The organism is Streptomyces xanthii (assembly GCF_014621695.1).
GTDB classification, from domain to species: domain Bacteria; phylum Actinomycetota; class Actinomycetes; order Streptomycetales; family Streptomycetaceae; genus Streptomyces; species Streptomyces xanthii.
In genome coordinates this window covers 740,619-759,656 of sequence record NZ_CP061281.1, presented here as the reverse complement: position 1 = coordinate 759,656, position 19,038 = coordinate 740,619, and the positions used below count along the sequence as shown (strand labels likewise).

General features: G+C 73.4%; 20 protein-coding genes. 10 read left to right on the top strand and 10 right to left on the bottom strand.

Annotated features, from left to right (window positions below; all coding sequences use genetic code 11):
• Positions 1 to 58 precede the first annotated feature (58 nt).
• Complete coding sequence (locus IAG42_RS03730; RefSeq protein ID WP_188335575.1) at positions 59 to 913, top strand: oxidoreductase; 855 nt, start codon at positions 59 to 61, stop codon at positions 911 to 913.
• Positions 914 to 971: 58 nt separating this feature from the next.
• Here IAG42_RS03730 and IAG42_RS03725 read toward each other — a convergent pair whose 3' ends face one another.
• Entirely contained in the window at positions 972 to 1,652 is a 681-nt protein-coding gene (locus IAG42_RS03725) for a TetR/AcrR family transcriptional regulator (protein WP_188335574.1), read from the bottom strand.
• 196 nt (positions 1,653 to 1,848) lie between these two features.
• Between IAG42_RS03725 and IAG42_RS03720 the strand changes: the two genes are divergently transcribed.
• The 6 genes from IAG42_RS03720 (at position 1,849) to IAG42_RS03695 (ending at position 7,835) form a co-directional block, all read left to right on the top strand.
• Positions 1,849 to 2,466 carry a biotin transporter BioY gene (locus tag IAG42_RS03720; RefSeq protein WP_188335573.1) on the top strand — a complete coding sequence of 206 codons (618 nt, stop codon included), beginning with the start codon at positions 1,849 to 1,851 and terminating at the stop codon, positions 2,464 to 2,466.
• An 86-nt stretch (positions 2,467 to 2,552) separates the two neighbouring features.
• Positions 2,553 to 4,127 (top strand): acyl-CoA carboxylase subunit beta, encoded by a 1,575-nt coding sequence (locus IAG42_RS03715; RefSeq protein ID WP_188335572.1) that lies wholly within the window; start codon positions 2,553 to 2,555, stop codon positions 4,125 to 4,127.
• 27 nt (positions 4,128 to 4,154) lie between these two features.
• Positions 4,155 to 4,367 (top strand): acyl-CoA carboxylase epsilon subunit, encoded by a 213-nt coding sequence (locus IAG42_RS03710; RefSeq protein ID WP_188335571.1) that lies wholly within the window; start codon positions 4,155 to 4,157, stop codon positions 4,365 to 4,367.
• 115 nt (positions 4,368 to 4,482) lie between these two features.
• Positions 4,483 to 6,255 carry an acetyl/propionyl/methylcrotonyl-CoA carboxylase subunit alpha gene (locus IAG42_RS03705; protein WP_188341166.1) on the top strand — a complete coding sequence of 591 codons (1,773 nt, stop codon included), beginning with the start codon at positions 4,483 to 4,485 and terminating at the stop codon, positions 6,253 to 6,255.
• 223 nt (positions 6,256 to 6,478) lie between these two features.
• Positions 6,479 to 7,582 carry a baeRF2 domain-containing protein gene (locus tag IAG42_RS03700; protein ID WP_188335570.1) on the top strand — a complete coding sequence of 368 codons (1,104 nt, stop codon included), beginning with the start codon at positions 6,479 to 6,481 and terminating at the stop codon, positions 7,580 to 7,582.
• A 13-nt stretch (positions 7,583 to 7,595) separates the two neighbouring features.
• Positions 7,596 to 7,835, top strand: a complete 240-nt coding sequence (locus IAG42_RS03695) for a WhiB family transcriptional regulator (RefSeq protein ID WP_188335569.1) — start codon at positions 7,596 to 7,598, stop codon at positions 7,833 to 7,835.
• A gap of 7 nt (positions 7,836 to 7,842) precedes the next feature.
• On the opposite strand, the gene IAG42_RS03690 is transcribed toward IAG42_RS03695, so the two are convergent.
• From IAG42_RS03690 to IAG42_RS03675, 4 genes are all read right to left on the bottom strand, one after another.
• Positions 7,843 to 9,135, bottom strand: a complete 1,293-nt coding sequence (locus tag IAG42_RS03690) for an APC family permease (protein ID WP_223205845.1) — start codon at positions 9,133 to 9,135, stop codon at positions 7,843 to 7,845.
• A gap of 60 nt (positions 9,136 to 9,195) precedes the next feature.
• Positions 9,196 to 9,693 carry a DUF3291 domain-containing protein gene (locus tag IAG42_RS03685; protein ID WP_188335567.1) on the bottom strand — a complete coding sequence of 166 codons (498 nt, stop codon included), beginning with the start codon at positions 9,691 to 9,693 and terminating at the stop codon, positions 9,196 to 9,198.
• Between the two features lie 68 nt (positions 9,694 to 9,761).
• Positions 9,762 to 10,478, bottom strand: coding sequence for a helix-turn-helix transcriptional regulator (locus IAG42_RS03680; protein ID WP_188335566.1), 717 nt, complete (start codon positions 10,476 to 10,478; stop codon positions 9,762 to 9,764).
• A gap of 39 nt (positions 10,479 to 10,517) precedes the next feature.
• Positions 10,518 to 12,647, bottom strand: a complete 2,130-nt coding sequence (locus IAG42_RS03675) for a HEAT repeat domain-containing protein (protein ID WP_188335565.1) — start codon at positions 12,645 to 12,647, stop codon at positions 10,518 to 10,520.
• Between the two features lie 83 nt (positions 12,648 to 12,730).
• Between IAG42_RS03675 and IAG42_RS03670 the strand changes: the two genes are divergently transcribed.
• On the top strand, positions 12,731 to 13,336 hold the full coding sequence (locus tag IAG42_RS03670) for a DUF4291 domain-containing protein (RefSeq protein ID WP_188335564.1): 606 nt from the start codon (positions 12,731 to 12,733) through the stop codon (positions 13,334 to 13,336).
• 130 nt (positions 13,337 to 13,466) lie between these two features.
• Complete coding sequence (locus IAG42_RS03665; RefSeq protein ID WP_188335563.1) at positions 13,467 to 14,690, top strand: GNAT family N-acetyltransferase; 1,224 nt, start codon at positions 13,467 to 13,469, stop codon at positions 14,688 to 14,690.
• Between the two features lie 70 nt (positions 14,691 to 14,760).
• On the opposite strand, the gene IAG42_RS03660 is transcribed toward IAG42_RS03665, so the two are convergent.
• A complete protein-coding gene (locus IAG42_RS03660; protein ID WP_188335562.1) occupies positions 14,761 to 14,928 on the bottom strand; it encodes a hypothetical protein in 168 nt (55 codons plus the stop codon).
• Between the two features lie 201 nt (positions 14,929 to 15,129).
• On the opposite strand from IAG42_RS03660, the gene IAG42_RS03655 reads away from it, so the two are divergent.
• Positions 15,130 to 15,531 (top strand): hypothetical protein, encoded by a 402-nt coding sequence (locus tag IAG42_RS03655; RefSeq protein ID WP_188335561.1) that lies wholly within the window; start codon positions 15,130 to 15,132, stop codon positions 15,529 to 15,531.
• Positions 15,532 to 15,598: 67 nt separating this feature from the next.
• Here the strand turns inward: IAG42_RS03655 and IAG42_RS03650 are convergent, their stop codons facing one another.
• From IAG42_RS03650 to IAG42_RS03635, 4 genes are all read right to left on the bottom strand, one after another.
• Positions 15,599 to 16,090, bottom strand: a complete 492-nt coding sequence (locus IAG42_RS03650; protein WP_188335560.1) for a thioesterase family protein — start codon at positions 16,088 to 16,090, stop codon at positions 15,599 to 15,601.
• On the bottom strand, positions 16,087 to 17,046 hold the full coding sequence (locus IAG42_RS03645) for a 3-hydroxyacyl-CoA dehydrogenase NAD-binding domain-containing protein (protein ID WP_188335559.1): 960 nt from the start codon (positions 17,044 to 17,046) through the stop codon (positions 16,087 to 16,089). Before IAG42_RS03645 ends, IAG42_RS03650 begins: the two co-directional genes overlap by 4 nt.
• A gap of 2 nt (positions 17,047 to 17,048) precedes the next feature.
• Positions 17,049 to 17,951 (bottom strand): BKACE family enzyme, encoded by a 903-nt coding sequence (locus IAG42_RS03640; protein ID WP_188335558.1) that lies wholly within the window; start codon positions 17,949 to 17,951, stop codon positions 17,049 to 17,051.
• A gap of 81 nt (positions 17,952 to 18,032) precedes the next feature.
• Entirely contained in the window at positions 18,033 to 18,917 is an 885-nt protein-coding gene (locus tag IAG42_RS03635) for a TetR/AcrR family transcriptional regulator (RefSeq protein WP_188335557.1), read from the bottom strand.
• Positions 18,918 to 19,038: the final 121 nt, after the last annotated feature.

Here is a 19,038-nt window from a genome sequence, read left to right as displayed (position 1 = left end):
GCACTCCTGTTGACTGCGGGCCGGCGGAGCGCCGTGAGGATCGAAGCGAGGAGTGCCGATGTCGTCCCGTGAGTCCGAACGCCCGGACGGCCGCGTGTGGTTCGTCACCGGTACGAGCACCGGGCTCGGCCGCGCCCTGGCCGAGGAGGTCGTCGCCGAGGGAGACCGGCTCGTCGCCACCGCCCGCGACCCGCGCGCCCTCGAGGACCTGGTGGCCCTCGCCCCCGACCGCGTACGGGCGCTCCCGCTCGACGTGACCGACCCCGGGCAGGTACGGCAGGCCGTCGACACCGCCCTGAAGGAGTTCGGCCGTGTCGACGTGCTCGTGAACAACGCCGGATATGCTCTGCGCGGCGCCCTGGAGGAGCTCTCGGACGCCGAACTGCGCCGGCAGTTCGACACGAACGTCTTCGGCGCGGTCGACGTGACCCGGGCCGTCCTGCCGTCGATGCGCGCCCGGCGCAGTGGGGACATCGTGCAGATCTCGTCCGTCGCGGGCGTGTCCGGCACGCTCGGGGGCGGCGCCTACGCGGGGACCAAGTTCGCCCTCGAAGGGCTCTCGGAGGGGTTGGCCGCCGAGGTCGCGCATCTCGGGATCCGCGTGCTCATCGTCGAACCGGGCCCGTTCCGGACCGACTTCACCGGCCGTTCCGTGCGCTTCGCCACACCGATCGACGACTACCGGCCCGTGCTCGACCCGGCCCGCGAGGCGTTCCTCGCCCGCCACGGCAGCCAGCCCGGCGACCCGGTCAAGGCGGCCCGCGCCGTCATCGCGGCCACGCGCATGGACGACCCGCCGCTGCGGCTGCCGCTCGGGGCGAACGCCGTGGACCGGATCAGGGAGCGGTTCGGCGAGCGGCTGCGCGAGCTCGACGCGGTCGAGCCGCTGGGGCGGCCCACCGACTTCGAATGAGTGGCGCTGAACCGGCCGGCAGGGACCGGTCGGGAGCGGAAAGGGGCGGCGGCAGGGCTCAGGGCCTGCCGTCCTCCACCAGACGGCGCAGCTCCGGCAGCAGCGCGTCCAGGTCCTGGCCGGTGCGGAAGGCGATGACGGTGGTGCCCGAGCCGGAGCCGGCGCCGGGCACCGGAGTCGGGAACAGGGCCAGGACCTCGCGCATCGCCTCGTCCATCTCGGAGACGGGGTCGGCGGACTCGCCGCGCAGCCAGCGCCGCAGCACGTGGTTGTGCGCGGCCACCACGTTCGCCGCCATCAACTCGGCCCGCAGGGAGGCCGATTCGGTCGGATCGCCCATCCAGTCCGAGATGAACTCGCGGAACAGCCGCTGATAGCGCGCCACGCTCGCGATCTCCCGGTCGCGCAGCGCCGACACCTTGCTGGTCAGACCGTAGCGGCGGCGGGCCAGCTCGCCCTCGTCCAGATAGTGCAGCAGGACCAGGCGCACCGCGTCGGAGACCGCGACCAGCGCGGTGCCGCTGTTCGACGTGTTCAGCCGGTCCCGGATCAGATCGAGCAGCCGGTCGTGGTCCGGGAAGATGACCTCTTCCTTGGACCGGTAGTGCCGGAAGAACGTCGTGCGCCCCACGCCGGCCCGCTCCGCGATGTCGTCCACGGTCGTCTGCTCGTAGCCGCGCTCGTCGAAGAGGGCGAAGGCGGCGTCGGCGAGGCGGGACCGTGCGGATGGCTTGCTCATGATCGCTCATCCTCTCCTGTCACGGGGCTTCCTGTCTCGGCAGGTGGGGGCCACTTGCTCAATACAATGGTACTGAGTACCGTCATGGCGATATCGAGTACCAAGGAGGTGGGCGCCGTGCCGCCGACACCTTCCGCTCCGGGCCCGCCCCACCCCCGACAGGAGCCGGGCGCCCACTGACTCTGGAGTACGACTCATGGCTCTCACCCTCGCCCAGCCGCACCGCCACCCGGTGCTCGCCGACCGGCTGCTGCCCGGATCCGCGGTGGCCCGCACCACGCTCCTCGTGGCGCTCGGCACCGGCCTGACGGCCCTCGCCGGCCAGTTCGCGGTCCCGGTGCCCGGCTCTCCGGTGCCGGTCACCGGACAGACCTTCGCCGTGCTGCTCACCGCGGCGGCCCTCGGCCCGGCCCGCGCGGTCGCGAGCCAGGCGCTCCTCCTCGTGCTCGGCGCCGTCGGACTGCCGGTGTTCGCGCACGGCGCGAGCGGCGCCCACGTGGTCTTCGGCGCGACCGGCGGCTACCTGATCGGCTTCCTGATCGCCGCCGCCCTCGTCGGCCAGGGCGCCCGCCTGGGCGCCGACCGCTCCCCGTGGCGCGCGCTGCCGATGTACGCCCTCGCGACGCTGGCGATCTACGCGGCGGGCACGACCTGGCTCGCGCTGAGCACCGGCATGTCGGCGAGCGCCGCGATCGCGGCCGGTGTGGTCCCCTTCCTCGTCGGTGACGCGCTCAAGGCCGCCCTCGCGGCCGGGCTGCTCCCGGCGGCGTGGCGCGTGGTGGGCCGGATCGACGGGACGACGGACAAGGGCTGACCGACGCGTCGACCCCGTCGACACGTGCGGTACAGGTACAGCAGGAACAGCCGGGACAGCCAGGACCTCAGGGACAGCAGGGACACATGAGCGAGATCGACATCCACACGACCGCCGGGAAGCTCGATGATCTGCGGCGGCGGATCGACGAGGCGACGCACGCGGGTTCGGCGCGTGCGGTGGAGAAGCAGCACGCGAAGGGGAAGTTGACGGCGCGTGAGCGGATCGCGCTGCTGTTGGACGAGGACTCGTTCGTGGAGCTGGACGAGTTCGCGCGGCATCGTTCGACGGATTTCGGTCTGGAGGCGAACAAGCCGTACGGCGATGGTGTGGTGACCGGGTACGGGACGGTGGACGGCCGGCCGGTGGCGGTGTTCTCGCAGGACTTCACGGTGTTCGGCGGCGCTCTGGGTGAGGTGTTCGGGCAGAAGATCATGAAGGTGATGGACTTCGCGCTGAAGACGGGCTGTCCGGTCGTGGGGATCAACGACTCGGGTGGTGCGCGGATCCAGGAGGGCGTGATGGCGCTGGGGATGTACGGGGAGATCTTCCGCCGTAACACCCATGCGTCGGGTGTGATTCCGCAGATCAGTCTGGTGGTGGGTCCGTGTGCGGGTGGTGCGGTGTACTCGCCGGCGATCACGGATTTCACGGTGATGGTGGATCAGACGTCGCACATGTTCATCACGGGTCCCGATGTCATCAAGACGGTGACGGGTGAGGACGTGGGTTTCGAGGAGCTGGGTGGTGCGCGGGCGCACAACAGCCGTTCGGGGGTCGCGCATCACATGGCGGGGGACGAGAAGGACGCGATCGAGTATGTGAAGTCGTTGCTGTCGTATCTGCCGTCGAACAATCTGAGTGAGCCGCCGGCGTTTCCGGAGGAGGCCGATCTGGCGGTGTCGGAGGAGGACCGTGAGCTGGATGTGCTGATTCCGGACAGTGCGAATCAGCCGTACGACATGCACACGGTGATCGAGCATGTGCTGGACGATGCGGAGTTCTTCGAGACGCAGGCGTTGTTCGCGCCGAACATCCTGACGGGGTTCGGGCGGGTGGAGGGGCGTCCGGTGGGGATCGTGGCGAACCAGCCGATGCAGTTCGCGGGGTGTCTGGACATCGACGCGTCGGAGAAGGCGGCGCGGTTCGTGCGCACGTGTGACGCGTTCAATGTGCCGGTGCTGACGTTCGTGGACGTTCCGGGGTTCTTGCCGGGGGTGGAGCAGGAGCACACGGGGATCATCCGGCGGGGCGCGAAGCTGATCTACGCGTACGCGGAGGCGACGGTGCCGCTGATCACGGTGATCACGCGGAAGGCGTTCGGCGGTGCGTACGACGTGATGGGGTCCAAGCATCTGGGTGCTGATCTGAATCTGGCGTGGCCGACGGCGCAGATCGCGGTGATGGGTGCGCAGGGTGCGGTGAACATCCTGCACCGCAAGACGCTCGCGGCGGCCGATGATGTGGAGGCGACGCGGGCGCGGTTGATGACGGAGTACGAGGACACGCTGCTGAATCCGTACACGGCGGCGGAGCGGGGTTATGTGGACGCGGTGATCATGCCGTCGGACACGCGGGCGCACGTGGTGAAGGGGCTGCGGCAGCTGCGGACCAAGCGGGAGTCCCTGCCCCCGAAGAAGCACGGCAACATCCCCCTCTAACCGATCCGCAGTGTCAGGAGCCGCAGCATGGTGATCAAGGTCGTACGGGGCAACCCGACCCCCGAAGAACTCGCCGCCGCCCTCGCCGTCGTCCGCGCCCGCGCCGCCGCGTCCGCGGCGGTGGTGCCCGACGGGCCGCCGGCCGTGAACGAATGGGTCCGTGCGACGCGCCGCACCGCCGCGCACGGCTTGCCCCAGCCGGGGCCGACCGCGTGGCACACGTCGTCCTGGCCGCGCTGAGACCCACCCGACTTTTCCTCACAGGAGCGCATCACATGAACCCCCCGCATCACCCGATGCCGTGTACGGCCGGCACGCCCGCGCCGCACGCACACGACGTACTGGAGCAGGCATGCTGACCAAAGTCCTGATCGCCAACCGTGGCGAAATCGCTGTCCGCGTTGCCCGGGCGTGCCGGGATGCCGGGATCGCGAGCGTTGCTGTCTACGCCGATCCGGATCGGGACGCTCTGCACGTCCGCGCGGCCGACGAGGCCTTCGCGCTGGGTGGTGACACCCCGGCCACCAGTTATCTCGACATGGCCAAGGTGCTGCAGGCCGCCAAGGACTCGGGGGCGGACGCGATCCATCCCGGTTACGGGTTCCTGTCGGAGAACGCCGAGTTCGCCCAGGCCGTGCTGGACGCGGGGCTGATCTGGATCGGTCCGCCGCCGCACGCGATCCGGGACCTGGGTGACAAGGTCGCCGCCCGGCACATCGCGCAGCGTGCCGGTGCCCCGCTCGTCGCGGGTACCCCCGACCCGGTGTCCGGGGCGGACGAGGTGGTGGCGTTCGCGGAGGAGCACGGTCTGCCGATCGCGATCAAGGCCGCGTTCGGTGGCGGCGGGCGCGGTCTGAAGGTGGCCCGCACCCTGGAAGAGGTCCCCGAGCTGTACGACTCGGCGGTGCGTGAGGCTGTCGCCGCGTTCGGCCGCGGCGAGTGCTTCGTCGAGCGCTACCTCGACAAGCCCCGCCACGTGGAGACGCAGTGCCTGGCCGACTCGCACGGCAACGTCGTGGTCGTCTCCACGCGTGACTGCTCGCTGCAGCGCCGCCACCAGAAGCTGGTGGAGGAGGCCCCCGCCCCGTTCCTCACGGAAGCCCAGGTCGAGGAGCTGTACTCGGCGTCGAAGGCGATCTTGAAGGAGGCCGGCTACGTCGGTGCGGGAACGGTGGAGTTCCTGGTCGGCGCGGACGGCACGATCTCCTTCCTGGAGGTCAACACGCGTCTGCAGGTCGAGCACCCGGTCACCGAGGAGGTCGCCGGCATCGACCTGGTCCGCGAGATGTTCCGCATCGCCGACGGCGAGGAACTCGGCTACGGCGACCCCGTGCTGCGCGGCCACTCCTTCGAGTTCCGTATCAACGGCGAGGACCCGGGCCGGGGCTTCCTGCCCGCCCCGGGCACCGTCACGAAGTTCGACGCGCCCTCGGGCCCCGGTGTCCGCCTGGACGCGGGCGTCGAGTCCGGGTCCGTCATCGGCCCGGCCTGGGACTCGCTGCTCGCGAAGCTGATCGTGACCGGCCGCACCCGCAAGGAGGCCCTGCAGCGGGCCGCCCGCGCGCTGGAGGAGTTCCAGGTCGAGGGCATGGCCACCGCGATCCCCTTCCACCGCAAGGTCGTGACCGACCCCGCGTTCGCGCCCGAACTCACCGGCTCCGACGAGGCGTTCACGGTGTTCACCCGGTGGATCGAGACCGAGTTCGACAACGACATTCCTGCGTTCGCCTCGCCCGCCGAGGCGGGCGAGGACGACGAGGCCGGCCGTGAGACCGTCGTCGTCGAGGTCGGCGGCAAGCGCCTGGAGGTCTCCCTGCCGGCCGGGATGGGCATGTCCCTGGCCCGCACCGGACTGACCGCGGGCGCCAAGCCCAAGCGCCGCGCCGCGAAGAAGTCCGGGCCGGCCGCCTCCGGCGACACCCTCGCCTCCCCGATGCAGGGCACCATCGTCAAGGTCGCCGTCGAGGAGGGCCAGGAGGTCAAGGAGGGCGACCTCGTCGTCGTCCTGGAGGCCATGAAGATGGAACAGCCCCTCAACGCGCACAAGGCCGGCACGATCAAGGGCCTGACCGCGGAGATCGGCGCGTCCCTCACCTCCGGCGCCGCGATCTGCGAGATCAAGGACTGACACCCCGCAAACCGGGACCGCTTCACGGTGGGCGTCTGAGGGCCGCACAGCCCCCAGGCGCCCACCACCCGTATCCGGACCCGATCCCTCCGGCGGGATGATCCCGCGGTGGGGGGCGTGCACAAGATGCGGTGCGACACCTGCTCCCGTACGGGTTTCCGCGCGTATTCTTCGAGCACCCGTACCGGTCGACGGTGAACTACGACGACCGTGGGAGACGATCATGGACCTCGCGTTCCTCAGCCCCCTCTCCGCACATCCCGGCCCCTGGGCCAGTGTCCGCGTCGACACCTCGCGCCCGTCCGAGGCGACCCCCGGCGCACGGTCGGCGCAGGCCCTCACGATGTCCCGCACGCTCGCGTCCGCGGGCGCCGACGAGGCGACCTGCGACGCGGTCCGCTCGGCCGTCGAGGGCCTGAGGCACACCAGCGAACCACTCGGCCGCGCCCTGTTCGCGGCCGAGGGCGAGGTCGTCCTCGACGTGCCGCTCGGCGTCGCGCCGCGCCCGGCCGCCGAATGGGCGCCCCTGCCGCGCACCACCGAACTCCTCGACCTGGTCGGCGAGGACCCGCTCTGCCTCGTGGCGCACATCGACCGCACCGGCGCACGCTTCGAGCTGCGGACAGCGCGCGGCTCCACGGAGAGCGGCGAGGTCACCGGCCGCACCTGGCCCGTCCACCGCACCGCCACCGGCGACTGGTCCGAGCGGCACTTCCAGCTCCGCGTGGAGAACACCTGGGAGCACAACGCGGGCGAGATCGCCCGCGCCCTCACGGCCTGTCAGGACGAGGTGCGGGCCGATCTGGTGCTGCTCGTCGGCGACGGCCGCGAGTGCGCCGCCGTCCACGGCAAACTCCCAGGGGACCTGCGCGAGCGCACCACCCGGACCCGGCACGGCGAAGGCAGCCGGCTGCTCGGCACGGAGGTGGAGCGGGCCCGCGCCGAGCACGTCGCCGAACACGCGGCCCGGGAGATGGAGCGGTACGCGCAGGCGCGCGGCCGCGACGAGGGCGCGGTCGCGGGCGTGCCCGCACTGGTCGAGGTGGCCCGCGCCCACCAGGTCGAGGAACTGCTGGTGCGGCCCACCGGCCCGGACGCGCACCGGGAGGTGTGGGTCGGGCCGGAACCGGACCAGCTCGCGGTGCGGCGCACGGACGCGGCCGCACTCGGGGTCGCGCAGCCCGTCGCCGCTCGTGCCGACGACGCGTTGCTGCGCTGCGTGGCGGCGAGCGGCGGCACGGCCCTGTCCGTCGCCGCGACCGCCCCGGACGGCGGACCGGCCGGTGGCCTCGGCGCGTTGCTGCGCTGGGCTCCGGCGGAGGGATGAGAAGGAGACGCCCATGGAGTGGCTCGACAGGGCGGCGTGCGTGGGGGAGGACCCGGAACTGTTCTTCCCGGTCAGCGGCAGCGGCCCGAGCCTGACACAGATCCGGCGCGCCCAGGCGGTGTGCGACCGCTGCCCGGTGACCTGGCAGTGCCTCGACCTGGCGCTCGGCATGCGGCACGCGAGCGGGGTGTGGGGCGGCACGACCGAATCGGACCGTGCCGCGCTCCTGCGCCCGCGCCGTACCGCCCGCTGAACGGGTTTCAGCCCGAGGCGCCGGAGCGCAGCGCCCCGCGCACCCCGTACACGAGCGCACCCGCCGCGACGACGGACGCGCCCGCGATCACGGAGCCCAGGGGCAGCGCGAACGCGAGCACCAGACAGCCGAGCAGCCCGACGACCGGCACGACCCGTGCGGGGCGGCCCTCCCGTGGGGTCAGGGTCCAGGCGGACGCGTTGGCGACGGCGTAGTAGACGAGCACGCCGAACGACGAGAAGCCGATCGCGTCCCGTACGTCGGCGAACGCGGCCAGCGTCGCGACGACGACGCCGACCAGGACCTCGGCCCGGTGCGGCACCTTGAAGCGCGGGTGGACGGCGGACAGGGCGCGCGGCAGGTGGCCGTCGCGGGCCATCGCCAGGGTCGTGCGCGAGACCCCGAGGATCAGGGCGAGCAGCGAGCCGAGCGCGGCGACGGCCGCCCCCATCCGCACCACCGGCGCCAGCCAGTCCGCGCCCGCCGCCCGCACGGCGTCCGACAGCGGCGCGGCCGCCGCCCCGAGCCGGGCAGGGCCGAGCACGCTCAGCGTCGCGACGGCGACGAGGACGTACACGACGAGCGTGATCGCGAGCGCCACGGGGATGGCGCGGGGGATCGTGCGCGCCGGGTCGCGCACCTCCTCGCCCAGCGTCGCGATGCGCGCGTACCCGGCGAACGCGAAGAACAGCAGCCCGCCCGCCTGGAGCACCCCGTGCCACGACGTGTCCGGCCCGATGGCGAGGCGGCCCGCGTCCGCCGCGTCCGAGGAGAGCGCGGCGACCACCACGGCGGCGAGCACCGCGAGGACGACGGCGACGATCGCCCGGGTCAGCCAGGCGGCCTTCTGCACACCGACGAGGTTCACGGCGGTCAGCGCCACGACGGCACCGACGGCGATCGCGTGCGCCTGCCCCGGCCAGACGTACGCCCCCACGGTCAGTGCCATCGCCGCGCACGAGGCGGTCTTGCCGACGACGAAGCACCACCCGGCGAGATAGCCCCAGAACTCCCCGAGCCGCTCACGGCCGTAGACGTAGGTGCCGCCGGAGGCGGGGTAGCGGGCGGCGAGGCGGGCCGACGACGTCGCGTTGCAGTACGCCACCACCGCCGCGAGCGCCAGGCCGGCCAGGAGGCCCGAACCGGCGGCGCGGGCCGCGGGGGCCAGCGCGGTGAAGACACCGGCCCCGATCATCGAGCCGAGCCCGATCACCACCGCGTCGGTGACCCCGAGGCGCCGCACCAGAGTGTCCGGCCCGTCCGCCCCGCCCGATCCGACCGCCCCCGGCGTCCTGCTCACGGCCACACTCCTCGTCTCGTCCTCGCGCCGGGCCCGATCCGGCCCGGAACGACTGCGACCCTAGCCGCGCGTCCCCTCCAGATGTTCCGCGGCCTCGGCGGCGCTGTACGTGGAGGCGAAGGTGAAGGCGCGCGGTGACGGCCCGTTCGCCCGCAGTTCACCGAGCCGTTCCAATGCCTCCTCGACGGACGGCACATGTCCGGCCGGCACCCACCACAGCACCAGGTGCGCCTCGACGTGCCGGGCGAACCAGTCGCGGCGTCCGCGCATCACCTCGAGGTGCCCGCTGCGGTAGGTGAAGTCCCAGAGGGCTTCCGGGGACTCCCACACCGACAGGTTGACGATGACGTTCTCACCCGCCGGGCGCAGCTCCGTCGCGTCGTCAGCCCCGTCGCCGACCAGGCGCCAGACGAACCCGGGCGCGCTGTCGGCGGAGGCGTTGACCGGGTCCAGCATCTCGACGAACGGGGCGACGCGCGGGTCGTCGAGGGGGTACAGGAGCTTGGCGACGTTGAGTTCGGCGAGGTGGGCGGTGGCGGCGGGCACGGCTGAGGTCATGCCGCCATCCCAGCACGCCCCGCTTTTCTATGTCAATCAGTATTGTTTTTAGAGGCGCTGAGCGGACGTCAGGCCTCCTCGACCACCACGCAGCACTCGTCCGGCCGGGCGTCCATGCGGGCCCGCACCGGGCCGTCCGTGCCGAGCAGGCCCTCCAGGAGGGCGAGGTTCATGCCGCAGACGAGCGGCGGGAACCGCTCGGCGACGGCGTGGAAGGGGCAGTTGCGCATCCGGACCACGGGCGCGCCCGTGCCGTCGTCGTCGGCCCGCTCGACGTGCGGCTCGTAACCGCGCGCCGCCAGCGTGGCGAAGGCCTCGTCGAGCCCGGCACAGGGTGCCTCCGAGCCGCGCAGCGACGCGCCCCGGCGGCGGGCGGCCGCGCACAGGCCGGCGTCGAGTCCCGCCTCCTCGGCGGCCTCGGCGAGCAGTTCGGCGGCCGTGCGGTAGTCGCGGGCGGGCAGGGACACGGCCCGCTCGGCGCGGATCCGCGTGTACACCTTGGCGGGCCGCCCGGCGCCCGGACCCGAGCGCCCGGTCAGCCGGCGGCTCCCGCTCTCCAGCAGTCCGACCTCGGTCAGCTTGTCGAGATGGTGCGCCGCGAGGGTGCGCGCGACCCCGGCCGCTTCCGCGGCCTCGTTGCGCCCGACCTCGCGGCCCTGCCCCGCCACGTACTCGTACAGCCGTCGCCGTACGGGGTCCTGCAGGGCCGCGATCGCGTCGATGTCCCCGGGGTCGCGGCCGCCGTGGGCCGGGCCGGTCCCTTGGGTGTCCTCGGTGTCCTCCATCCGGCCAGTCTAGAAACAACCAGGGTTGGAGTTAGAAGGTCAGGTCGTCAGGAACGCTCCGATCCGCGCCCGCAGGGCCTCGTCCCGGCGGATGAACTCGTCGACGACGCCCGAGAGGACGACCCTGCGGTCGCCGTCCGCGAGCACGGTCGCGCGGCGCACCTGGCCGGGCGTCAGGGCGTCGCGGCCGAGGGCCTCCAGGGCCTCGCACGCGCCGTCCGGGTCGGCGCCCAGCTCGGCGGAGCGCAGGGCGGCCTCGGCGAGGGCGTCGCGGGCCGGCGAACCGGGTCCCGCCGCGGCCGCGAGCGCGGCCGCGGCGGCCGGTGCGCGGACGGGATCGTCGAGGGCGGCTTCGAGGTGCGGGGCGAGCGGGCGGGCCGCCGGACCCAGCGAGCGGGCCGCGCGGGCGGCCCGCACGACCGTCCACCGGGCCCAGGCGTTGTCCGCAGCGCGGGTCAGGACCGAGTCCAGTACGGCGACGGCCTCGGCCGCGTCGCCCGTGATCCGCCACAGCGCCTCGGCGATCGCCGCGTCCGCGTCCAGGGCCGGAGTGGTGTCGCTTCCGGAGGCGCTCAGAGCCTCGCGCAGGGCCGGGGCCAACTCCGCCGCCCGGGGGCCCAGTTCACCCGCGATCCGGGCGGCGGCCGCCACCTCGTGGGCGCCGCCCCCGAGTTCCCGCCGCAGGCGGTGCAACAGGGGCGTGGGATCGCCGGTGAGCGTGTGGACGGCCTGGGCCGCCGCCAGGGAGCCGGCCTCGGCCGCCGTACGGAGCGGGTCCACGACCTGGGCGCGCACCTCGGCGGGGCACGCCGGGGCGATCGCGGCGATCGCCCGCGCGGCCTGGTGGGGATGGTGGGGGAGCGCGGCGCACAGCTCCGGCAGCGCCGGAGCCGCGGCGGCGTGCCAGCAGGCGAGCAGGTGCGTGAGCTGCCAGGGCTCGTTGCCCTTCAGGTCCTCCGGGTGCGCGAGCCGGGCGCGGACCGCGGCGAGGAGCCCGTCCGCGTACGGGAAGACGGGCCCGTCGGTGCGGATGCCCCGGCCGACGGCCGCGCCGAAGGCCCGGGGGCGCCGGCCGAACGCGGCGGTGAGAAGGGGGAGCGCCTGCTCGGGGGCGACGTGCACGAGCGCGGCCAGGGCGCGGTCCGCTGGGTCGTCTTCCTCGGCCGCATTCCGCCCGGCGAGCGGGACGAGGAGGTCGGCCAGCGGCGCGGCGGCGGGGCCGAGCGAGCCCAGCAGCGAGGCCATGCCGAGCAGGGTCTTCTCGTCGACGGCCGCCGCGCGCAGCGCCGGGAGCAGCCGTGCCGGAGCGCTCCGCGAGCGTTGGCACGCCTGCTCGGCCGCCCACAGCCCTTCGGCGCGGACCTCGGCCCGGCCGTCCCGCGCCGCCGCGTCGATCAGGGCGAACGCGGCCTCCCGCGCGTCGTCCTGGTCCCGGTCGAGCAGCGCCTCGACGACGGAGGCCAGCGGCTCGCCCCGCTCCTCGTCGAACTCGGAACGCACCGCTTCGGCGGGCAGCACCGACAGCATCGCCTGGTGCAACGGCCCGGTCCAGGCGGCGCCCGTGTCCACGTGCGCGAAGACGGCCGCGAGTCGCACCACGCCGGGCTGTTCCGGCGTCAGCGCGCCCGCCGCGAGGGCCGCCCCGGCCTCCGGATCGAGCCGGGCGATCCCCGACAGGACCTCCGCGCGCACCCCGGGATCGGACTCCGGCTCCCACCGCGCCCGCAGCGCGTCCCGCACCTCGCCGGCCGCGCGCGTGTGGGACAGCGCCCAGGCGGCGGCCTTCCGCACGCCCGCCGAGTCGTCATCCAGCATCGGTATCAGCAGCGGCAGTTGCGCGACGACGGCCGCCCGCACCATGCCCGGCTCCATACCGCTCTCGTCCCCGCTCTCGGCCATCCCGCCCAGCAGCGCCAGGACGTCCCCCGCACGGTGTCCGGCCGCCGCGATCCGGGCGAGGAAGGGCACGGCCGCGGCGGTCGCGGTGTAGACCGTCCCCTGGTGCAGCACGCTCCCGTACAGCTCCGACAGCGCGTCCTCCGCCGCCTCGTCGTCGGGATCGGTCAACGCCCGCAGCAGGACGGGCACGTCGTCGGCGCTCCCGTACGCGTGGGAGACGGAGTCCCAGGGGAACGAGTCCAGGCCGGCCAGAGGGTCCACAAGATCCATGCGGGCATCCTGCCAGCAGGGTCCGACAACGACCGGACCGCCTCCGCCCCGCAATTCGCTGGTGCCCGCGTGATCACGCACGCATGCTGTACTCCGTGCAAGAAGACAGACACCAGATCCGCGCCCGCCACACCGAATCCACCGTCACCGTCTACCAGGCGTACTCCCCGCGGATCGGACTCCCCGCGGCCCGCGACGGCCGCTTCCCCGAGCTGTGGAAGCGGGACCGGATGACGTGGATCAAGCCGTCCTTCCTCTGGATGATGTACCGGTGCGGCTGGGCGGCCAAGGAGGGCCAGGAGGTCGTCCTCGCCGTCGAGATCACGCGCGAGGGCTTCGAATGGGCGCTGGACCACGCGTGCCTGTCCCACTACGAGCGCGGCCTGCACCCGGACCGCGACTCCTGGAAGCGCGACCTGCGGCGTTCCCCGGCCCGCGTCCAGTGGGACCCCGAGCGGGATCTGCACCTCCAGGCCCTGCCGTACCGCTCACTCCAGTTGGGCCTCGCGGGCGAGGCCGCGGGCCGCTACGCGGACGAGTGGACGGTGTCCATCACCGATGTGACCGACCTGGCGCACGAGATCCACGGCCACGTCCGGTCGGGCGAGCTGGAGCGCGCCCGGCAACTGCTGCCGCAGGAGCGCGTCTATCCCCTGCGCGAGGGCCGGTTGAGCCACCTCCAGCACTGAGCCCGGCAGCGCGGCCCCGGACCCGGAGTCCGGAAAACCGCTTGACCCGACCACGGGGCGGACCGGCAGGCTGGCGACGATCACGGGCGCCGCACGAGGTGGTGCCGGGCACGAGGAAGGCATCGGCACGGTGGAGATCCGTCCCACGACCGACCAGGACCGCGACGACTTCGTCGACACGATGCACACGGCGTTCGGCCGCTTCCCCGAGACCCCCGACGAGCACGGGGGCGGGGTCTGGTGGGCGGCGCTGGAGATGGACCGGGGCGTGCTCGCGGTCACCGAGGACGGACGGCCCGTCGGCACGGCCGGCGCGTACTCCTTCGAACTGACGCTGCCCGGCGGCGCGCTCGTCCCGGCCGCCGGAGTGACCGCCGTCGGCGTCGTGCCCTCGCACCGGCGCCGGGGCGTGCTCAGCGCGATGATGCGCCACCAGCTCACCGAACTGCGGGCGCGCGGCGAGATCCTCTCCGTACTGCTCGCCTCCGAGGCGATGATCTACCGCCGGTTCGGCTACGGACCGGCGACCTACAGCGGACGGCTCACCGTGCCCCGCCACCGCGCCGCCTTCGCCGCTCCCCGGGCAGGCGGCGAAGGCGGCGCCGACGCCGGATCCGTCGAAGTGCTGCGCAGCGACCGGTGCCGCGCCCTGCTCGAAGAGATCTACGACCGCTACCGCCGCGTCCAGCCCGGCGCCCTGTCCCGGCCGGGCCACTGGTGGAAAGCGGGGGCGGGCCAGCCGCCGATCGCCCCCGCCCCGCGTCACATCGCCGTGCATCGCGACGCGCACGGCACCCCCGACGGGTACGTGAGCTATGCGATCAGCGATCCCGACGTCCTCAAGGTCGACGAGATCATCGCCGTGGACGACGCCGCGTACACCGCCCTGGCCCGTCACGTGCTCGAGCACGACCTCGTCGGCGAGATCGTCATCAAGCACGTCCCGGCCGGGCACCCGCTGCGCTGGCAGTTCGCCGACTTCCGCGCCGCGGAGACCGGCCCCGACGGCGACTGGCTGTGGGTGCGGATCCTGGACGTGCCCCGGGCCCTGACCGCGCGCGGCTGGCGTACGGACGGCGACCTCGTCCTGGAGGTCACCGACCCGTTCCTCGGCTCCGGCCCCGAGCGCCACCTCCTGTCGGTCCGCGACGGCAAGGCCGACTGCGTCCGCACCGACCGGGCCCCCGACCTGTCCCTCGACGTGAGCGATCTCGGCTCGGTCTACCTCGGCGGCACCACTCCGAGCACCCTCGTCCGCGCCGGCCACATCAAGGCCCATCACGCCGAAGCCCCCGAGCTCGCGGACACCCTGTTCCGCACGGAGCGTGCCCCGCATTGCCTGCACTGGTTCTGACCCGGACCGGCGACGCCCACGTTCTGCCGGAGACGGCTCTCGACCGGCGGGACTTCGGGAACCGGGACGCTCAGGAGGCGGACCCCTGTCCCCGTCCCGCCGCCCGGTGCTCGCGCCGCAGCCGCTCCCCGACCGCGCACCGCTTGGGGAGCCGCGCGCACTCCGCGCAGTCCATCAGGTGGTCCAGGTACCGGCGGTACTCGGGCCAGCCGGACGCCTGTCGGTCCTGCGCGTTCACCACGACTCCCTGCACCCGGCCGGGCCGGGAGACGCACGCGGCACGCATGCCTGCCGCGTGCGTCCCGCCCGGGAACCACCTCGCAGAAGGAACGTTTCCTCATGAGGGCGGATTTCGCGGGCAGGCGCGCCGTCGCGGCGGAACGCGTCGCTCCGGAGGGGGTGTCCGATGCGGGCGGGCCGCTGCGCGTACCCTCACCCCGTGCCCCGTCATCAGAACAAGCCACGGCGCCTGGTCGCCGACGGACGCGTGTACCTGTGGACGCTGCGTCACCAGCACCGCGTCCTGGACAGCGGCCGGTCCGCGGACTGCCGGCAGACCCTCACGCTGTACCCCCAACCGGCCGGTACGGGCGGCCCGTTGCGGATCGTCTTCGCCGAGGGCTCCGACCGCTTCGTCCCCGGCGGAGCACCCCTGGGCTCCGGGGACGTGGGCTACGTCCACGGCAGCACCCTGAACCTGCACGAACCGGGTGCGGTGCGCGCCCTGCTCGACGCGGCCCGCGCCTCCGGCTGGGACGCGTCGGAACGCGGCCTCGTCGAGCGCGACGGCTGGGCCCTGCTGGAGGCGGCGGTCGTGGCCCGCTCCACACCGGCGGAGTGACGGCGCGCGGGAAGGGCCCCACGGACGCATCCGTGAGGCCCCTCGCGTCCTGCGTGGCGTACGGGCGTCAGCCCACCGGCGCGATCGACCGGCCCGCCCACTCCGGGGCCTGCTCGGTGAACTCGGCGAACCGGGCGAGGACCGCGTCGGGCAGCGGCACCGCGCGCCCCGCCTCCTGGTCGACGTGCACCGCCATCAGCTCCGTCGTCGCCACGGGCGCGGCGTCCGCCTCCGGCTCGCCGTCCGCGTCGGCGACCACGTACATCTCGTGCGTGAAGCGGGCCTTCTTGCCCGCCGCGCCCAACACCCGGGTGCGGACCGCGAGATGGGCGCCCTCCGGCACGTCCCGCAGATAGCGCAGGTGCGACTCGACCGTGTACAGGGAGCAGCCCGTGGACTCGCGGTAGCCCGAGTGCAGGCCCGTCTCGATCATCAGGGCGTCGGTGGCGTGGCCGAAGACGAGGACGTAGAACGCCTCGCTCATGTGGCCGTTGTAGTCGATCCACTCGGGGCGGACCGTGCGGTGCAGCAGCGGCACGGAGGCCGTCGTCGTGGTCATCGCGGGTCCTCCTGCCGCGGCAGGCGGCCCGTCGCGCGCAGGACGTCGATGACGCCCCGGTCGCGCTCGGCCACCAGGTCGGCGATCGTGCGCCCGTCCGCCGCCTCGTCGCAGCCCTCGACCACGGCGTCGTACAGCGCCTTGTCCAGCTCGGGCGCCTCCAGACGGGTCCACGGCGACTTCAGGGACGGACCGAAGTGGTCCAGCATGTGCGCCATGCCGCCCTCCCCGCCCGCCAGCGCGAACGTCAGCATCGGGCCCATGAACGCCCAGCGCAGGCCGGGGCCCTCGGTGATCGAGTCGTCGATCTCCTTCACCGTGGCCTCGCCGTTGGCGACCATGTGCAGCGCCTCGCGCCACAGGGCCTCCTGGAGGCGGTTCGCGATGAAGCCCGGCACCTCGCGGTTCATGGTGATCACGGACTTGCCCGCGACCTCGTAGAAGCGCGACGCCCACGTGACGGCGTCCTCGGCGGTGCGCTCGCCGCCGACGACCTCGACCAGCGGGATCAGGTACGGCGGATTGAACGGGTGGCCGACGACCAGGCGCGAGGGGTCCGCGGCCGTGGTCTGCATGTCCGTCATCGGGTAGCCCGACGTGGACGAGGCGATGACGACGCCGGCCGGCGCCGCCGCGTCGAGCCGGGTCAGCAGGTCCCGCTTCAGCTCCAGTTTCTCCGGCGCGCTCTCCTGCACGAACTCGGCGTCGACCACGGCCTCTTCGAGGGTCGCGACGACCGTCAGCCGGTCGGCGGACGCGCCCTCGGCGAGCCCCAGCTGTGTCAGCGCGGGCCAGGCGGCGTCGACCAGGCGGCGCAGCTTCTGCTCGGCGTCGGGCGCCGGGTCCCAGGCCGTGACGTCGTAGCCACGCGCCAGGAAGTGGGCGACCCAGCCGCCGCCGATGACACCGGCGCCGACACAGGCGACGCGGCGGACGTTCTCGGGTGCGGTACGCATGATCAGGCGCCCTTCTTGTGCAGGCCGAGGATCTCGCGGGCCTCGTCGGGCGTCGCGACGCGGGCGCCGAGCGACTCGGTGATGGTCACGGCACGCTCGACGAGCTGGGCGTTGGTCGCCTTGTTGCCCTTGCCGAGGTACAGGTTGTCCTCCAGGCCGACGCGGACGTGGCCGCCGAGCAGGATCGACTGCGCGACCCACGGCATCTGCATCCGTCCCAGCGCGAAACTCGCCCAACGGGCGCCTTCCGGCAGCATGTTGACCATCGACTGCAGTACGCCCGGGTCGGCCGGCGCGCCCCACGGGATGCCCATGCACAGCTGGAACACGGTCGGGTCGTCGAGCAGCCCCTCCGCGAGCATCTGCTTGGCGAACCAGAGGTGACCCGTGTCGAAGATCTCCAACTCCGGCCGCACACCCAGCTCCTGGATGCGCCGGGCGCCCGCGCGCAGCATGTCGGGCGTCGACACGTACAGGTTCGAGCCGTCGCCGAAGTTCAGCGAACCGCAGTCCAGGGTGCAGATGTCGGGCAGCAGGTCCTCGACGTGCGGCAGCCGGTCCAGGCCGCCGACCAGGTCGGAGCCGCGCAGCGGGAAGCCCTCCAGCGGGCGGTCCGGGTCGATCACCAGGTCGCCGCCCATGCCGGCGGTGAGGTTGATGACGACGTCGGTGCCGGTCTCCTTCACCCGCTCGACGACCTCGCGGTACAGCTTCGGGTCGCGCGACGGGTCGCCGGTCTCGGGATCGCGTACGTGGATGTGGACCACGGCGGCACCGGCCTCGGCGGCCTCCACCGCGTTCCGGGCTATCTGCTCCGGGGTGACGGGGACGTGCGGGCTCCGTCGGACGGTGTCACCGGCGCCGGTGAGGGCGCAGGTGATGATGGTGCTCTCGTGCAGGGGCATGTGGGGGCCTCCCGTTCCGTTGGGGACTGGGTGTGGGGGGGTCTCGGCAGGGGGTGCCGAGTCGGCGGGCCTGGGAGCGGCTCAGGCCAGCAGGGTCGTGCGTACGTGGGCCAGGAGCGCGGCGTGCATGGCGTCCGCGCCGGCGCTCTCGGCGCCGGTGCCTTCCGTCCCGGCGGCCAGGACCTGCGTCGCCAGACCGTCGATGAGCGCGGTCAGGGTCAGCGCGGCGGACTCGGGGTCGGCGGACGAGCGGAACACGCCCTGCTCGATCCCCCGGCGGACGACGTCGGCGACGGTCTCCCGCCACTGGCGGTAGTACTCGGTGTGCAGCCGGCCCACCGCCGTGGACCGGGCGGCCTCGGCCCACAGGTCGAGCCAGACCGCCCACTGCCGTCGCTGCTGCGCGGTGCGCGGCGTCTGCAGTTCGATGAGCTGGCGCAGTTCCGCCGCCGCGTCGTCCGCCTCGGCGAGCCGGGCGGCGCGGCGCGCCGTGTCCTCGTCCATGCACCAGCGCACCGAGGCCTCCAGGAGGTCGGCGCGGCCGGGGAAGTGGTAGTGGATCGCGGCGCTGCTCGTGGCGCAGGCGCGGGCGATGTCCGCGACCCGCACCGCGTGGAAACCGTGCTCGGCGATCAGCCGGACCGTCTCGCGGACGATCTGCAGCGGCCGCCCGCCCTCGACGGGCACGGCGGCGGCCGGCCCGGCGTCCGGCGCGGGCTCGGCGTGCTCCCGATGCCGTGCCCCGAGCAGCCAGCCCGCGTCCACCCGTCCCTCGTCGGCGATCCGCGCCAGCTCGGCGGCCGTGAAGCGGCGGGTGCCGCTCAGCGACCGGGACAGCTTGGACGGATCCATGACGATGCGGCGCGCGAACTCGCGCTGGCTGACCCCCGCGGCCGTGATGACCTCACGGACGCGGGCGGCGGTGTCGGCGGCGGGCACGCCACCGGTGACGTCGTCGGTTTCCACGGGCACGACCCTAACCACGTGTTGAGAAGAACTCAACACGTGGTCTGGATTTTGCCCTGCTGTTCCCCCGTGAGCTGCGATGTTGTGCTTCTGACTTTCGCATCAGTCAGGATCGCAACGC

Coding starts and splice junctions, on each gene's coding strand:
- IAG42_RS03730 (WP_188335575.1), top strand. CDS start 59: ATGTCGTCCCGTGAGTCCGAACGCCCGGACGGCCGCGTGTGGTTCGTC.
- IAG42_RS03725 (WP_188335574.1), bottom strand. CDS start 1,652: ATGAGCAAGCCATCCGCACGGTCCCGCCTCGCCGACGCCGCCTTCGCC.
- IAG42_RS03720 (WP_188335573.1), top strand. CDS start 1,849: ATGGCTCTCACCCTCGCCCAGCCGCACCGCCACCCGGTGCTCGCCGAC.
- IAG42_RS03715 (WP_188335572.1), top strand. CDS start 2,553: ATGAGCGAGATCGACATCCACACGACCGCCGGGAAGCTCGATGATCTG.
- IAG42_RS03710 (WP_188335571.1), top strand. CDS start 4,155: ATGGTGATCAAGGTCGTACGGGGCAACCCGACCCCCGAAGAACTCGCC.
- IAG42_RS03700 (WP_188335570.1), top strand. CDS start 6,479: ATGGACCTCGCGTTCCTCAGCCCCCTCTCCGCACATCCCGGCCCCTGG.
- IAG42_RS03695 (WP_188335569.1), top strand. CDS start 7,596: ATGGAGTGGCTCGACAGGGCGGCGTGCGTGGGGGAGGACCCGGAACTG.
- IAG42_RS03685 (WP_188335567.1), bottom strand. CDS start 9,693: ATGACCTCAGCCGTGCCCGCCGCCACCGCCCACCTCGCCGAACTCAAC.
- IAG42_RS03680 (WP_188335566.1), bottom strand. CDS start 10,478: ATGGAGGACACCGAGGACACCCAAGGGACCGGCCCGGCCCACGGCGGC.
- IAG42_RS03675 (WP_188335565.1), bottom strand. CDS start 12,647: ATGGATCTTGTGGACCCTCTGGCCGGCCTGGACTCGTTCCCCTGGGAC.
- IAG42_RS03670 (WP_188335564.1), top strand. CDS start 12,731: ATGCTGTACTCCGTGCAAGAAGACAGACACCAGATCCGCGCCCGCCAC.
- IAG42_RS03650 (WP_188335560.1), bottom strand. CDS start 16,090: ATGACCACGACGACGGCCTCCGTGCCGCTGCTGCACCGCACGGTCCGC.
- IAG42_RS03645 (WP_188335559.1), bottom strand. CDS start 17,046: ATGCGTACCGCACCCGAGAACGTCCGCCGCGTCGCCTGTGTCGGCGCC.
- IAG42_RS03640 (WP_188335558.1), bottom strand. CDS start 17,951: ATGCCCCTGCACGAGAGCACCATCATCACCTGCGCCCTCACCGGCGCC.